We start from the raw sequence: 3,538 nt of genomic DNA, 5'->3' as shown, positions 1-3,538 counted from the left end.
TGGTTGTTTCTGTTTGTTCCTGCGCAGGCCGGAAGCATGGTGCGGATCCCTTTCGGGGGATGGTGCGGGTGTGGATGGGTGTGACGGGGTTGTTGTTTGAGAACTACATAGTGGACGCGAGCATCTTAAAAATTATTAAGTGCAATTTCAGATAAACCTGGTGACCGGTTTTTACCGGCCTCCATGGTTTTCTCGATAGCGATAATTAATTGATCTTTGTGGTCAAGTTTTTAAGGGCACACGGTGGATGCCTTGGCATCAGGAGCCGAAGAAGGACGTAGGAATCTGCGATAAGCCTGGGGGAGTTGATAACCGAACTTTGATCCCAGGATGTCCGAATGGGGAAACCCCGCCCGGCGCGCGAGTGACCGGGTGACCCGCATCTGAACACATAGGGTGCGTGGAGGGAACGTGGGGAAGTGAAACATCTCAGTACCCACAGGAAGAGAAAACAACAGTGATTCCGTTAGTAGTGGCGAGCGAACGCGGAAGAGGCTAAACCAGTGGTGTGTGATAGCCGGCGGGCGTTGCATCACTGGGGTTGCGGGACTTTCCGTACCGATTCTGCCGGATCGGTGAAGTGAGTGCAGGTGTATAGGTGAACCGGTTTGAAAGCCGGGCCGTAGAGGGTGTTAGCCCCGTAACCGGAATGCATGCTGCCGCTTGGAGAGGATCCCAAGTAGCACGGGGCCCGAGAAATCCCGTGCGAATCTGCCAGGACCACCTGGTAAGCCTAAATACTCCCTGATGACCGATAGCGGACAAGTACCGTGAGGGAAAGGTGAAAAGTACCCCGGGAGGGGAGTGAAATAGTACCTGAAACCGTGTGCCTACAAACCGTTGGAGCAGCCTTTGTTGCTGTGACAGCGTGCCTTTTGAAGAATGAGCCTGCGAGTTAGTGTTACGTCGCGAGGTTAACCCGTGTGGGGAAGCCGTAGCGAAAGCGAGTCTGAACAGGGCGTTGCAGTGGCGTGATCTAGACCCGAAGCGGAGTGATCTACCCATGGCCAGGTTGAAGCGACGGTAAGACGTCGTGGAGGACCGAACCCACTTCAGTTGAAAATGGAGGGGATGAGCTGTGGGTAGGGGTGAAAGGCCAATCAAACTCCGTGATAGCTGGTTCTCCCCGAAATGCATTTAGGTGCAGCGTTGCGTGTTTCTTACCGGAGGTAGAGCTACTGGATGGCTAATGGGCCCTACAAGGTTACTGACGTCAGCCAAACTCCGAATGCCGGTAAGTGAGAGCGCAGCAGTGAGACTGTGGGGGATAAGCTTCATAGTCGAGAGGGAAACAGCCCAGACCACCAACTAAGGCCCCTAAGCGTGTGCTAAGTGGGAAAGGATGTGGAGTTGCCCAGACAACCAGGAGGTTGGCTTAGAAGCAGCCACCCTTGAAAGAGTGCGTAATAGCTCACTGGTCAAGTGATTCCGCGCCGACAATGTAGCGGGGCTCAAGTACACCGCCGAAGTTGTGGCATTCAGATATAGATAAGCCTTCGTGGTTCAGTCGTCTGGATGGGTAGGGGAGCGTCGTGTGGGCAGTGAAGCTGCGGTGTAAACCAGTGGTGGAGCCTACACGAGTGAGAATGCAGGCATGAGTAGCGAAAGACGGGTGAGAAACCCGTCCGCCGAATGATCAAGGGTTCCAGGGTCAAGCTAATCTGCCCTGGGTAAGTCGGGACCTAAGGCGAGGCCGACAGGCGTAGTCGATGGACAACGGGTTGATATTCCCGTACCGGCGAAAAACCGCCCATACCAAGCAGGGGACACTAACCGTCCGGAGCCTGCCCGAGCATCCTTGTGGTGTGAGGGTTTTGGCCGAGCACGGGACCTGATCCTGGGAGGTAAGCGTATTAACAGGTGTGACGCAGGAAGGTAGCCGGGCCAGGCGATGGTAGACCTGGTCTAAGGATGTAGGGTCCGTGATAGGTAAATCCGTCACGGTGTCTTTGATGACGATCCTGAGATCCGACGGGACCCCCGTATCGGGGGGATCCGGTGATCCTATGCTGCCTAGAAAAGCATCGGCGCGAGGTTTTAGCCGCCCGTACCCCAAACCGACACAGGTGATCAGGTAGAGAATACTAAGGCGATCGAGAGAATTATGGTTAAGGAACTCGGCAAAATGCCCCCGTAACTTCGGGAGAAGGGGGGCCCCAACCTTGATGGACACTTGCTGTCCGGAGGGGATCGGGGCCGCAGAGACCAGGGGGAAGCGACTGTTTACTAAAAACACAGGTCCGTGCGAAGTCGCAAGACGATGTATACGGACTGACTCCTGCCCGGTGCTGGAAGGTTAAGAGGACCGGTTAGCCCCTTGTGGGCGAAGCTGGGAATTTAAGCCCCAGTAAACGGCGGTGGTAACTATAACCATCCTAAGGTAGCGAAATTCCTTGTCGGGTAAGTTCCGACCTGCACGAATGGAGTAACGACTTCCCCGCTGTCTCAACCATAAACTCGGCGAAATTGCAGTACGAGTAAAGATGCTCGTTACGCGCAGCAGGACGGAAAGACCCCGAGACCTTTACTATAGTTTGGTATTGGTGTTCGGTGTGGCTTGTGTAGGATAGGTGGGAGACTGTGAGACCCGGACGCCAGTTCGGGTGGAGTCATCGTTGAAATACCACTCTGGTCATACTGGATATCTAACTTCGGCCCGTAATCCGGGTCAGGGACAGTGCCTGATGGGTAGTTTAACTGGGGCGGTTGCCTCCTAAAGAGTAACGGAGGCGCCCAAAGGTTCCCTCAGCCTGGTTGGCAATCAGGTGGCGAGTGTAAGTGCACAAGGGAGCTTGACTGTGAGAGAGACATCTCGAGCAGGGACGAAAGTCGGGACTAGTGATCCGGCGGTACATTGTGGAATGGCCGTCGCTCAACGGATAAAAGGTACCTCGGGGATAACAGGCTGATCTTGCCCAAGAGTCCATATCGACGGCATGGTTTGGCACCTCGATGTCGGCTCGTCGCATCCTGGGGCTGGAGTAGGTCCCAAGGGTTGGGCTGTTCGCCCATTAAAGCGGTACGCGAGCTGGGTTTAGAACGTCGTGAGACAGTTCGGTCCCTATCCGCTGCGCGCGCAGGAAATTTGAGAAGGGCTGTCCTTAGTACGAGAGGACCGGGACGGACGAACCTCTGGTGTGTCAGTTGTACTGCCAAGTGCACCGCTGATTAGCTACGTTCGGATGGGATAACCGCTGAAAGCATCTAAGCGGGAAGCCCGCTTCGAGATGAGATTTCCATACACCTTGTGTGTGAGAGGCCCCCAGCCAGACCACTGGGTTGATAGGCCGGATGTGGAAGCGGGGACTAAAGACCCGTGAAGCTGACCGGTACTAATAGGCCGATGACTTACACCACACCAGCACCTGGACGGACACGACTTCAAACGGTCCGTCAAAGTATAAAGGGTGCTGTTAGATCGTGTTGCTTGCGTCCACTATGTGGTTCCCGGACAACAACCGTTGGTTGTTGTGCCAGGAACATAATTGAATATCACTTGCGTCTTTGAAGATGTTCGTGACCATTGTTTTCCCCACAC

Annotated in this window: 1 rRNA gene; it reads left to right on the top strand. The window is 54.7% G+C overall.

Annotation, left to right across the window (positions count from 1 at the left end):
- Positions 1-220: 220 nt before the first annotated feature.
- Positions 221-3,357: ribosomal RNA gene (locus AC5RT8_RS16270) — 23S ribosomal RNA — on the top strand.
- The last annotated feature ends 181 nt before the right edge of the window (positions 3,358-3,538 follow it).

This window comes from Arthrobacter sp. Ms25 (assembly GCF_059090365.1).
The sequence above is the reverse complement of the archived record's forward strand: the minus strand, read 5'-3'. Positions and strand labels throughout refer to the sequence as shown.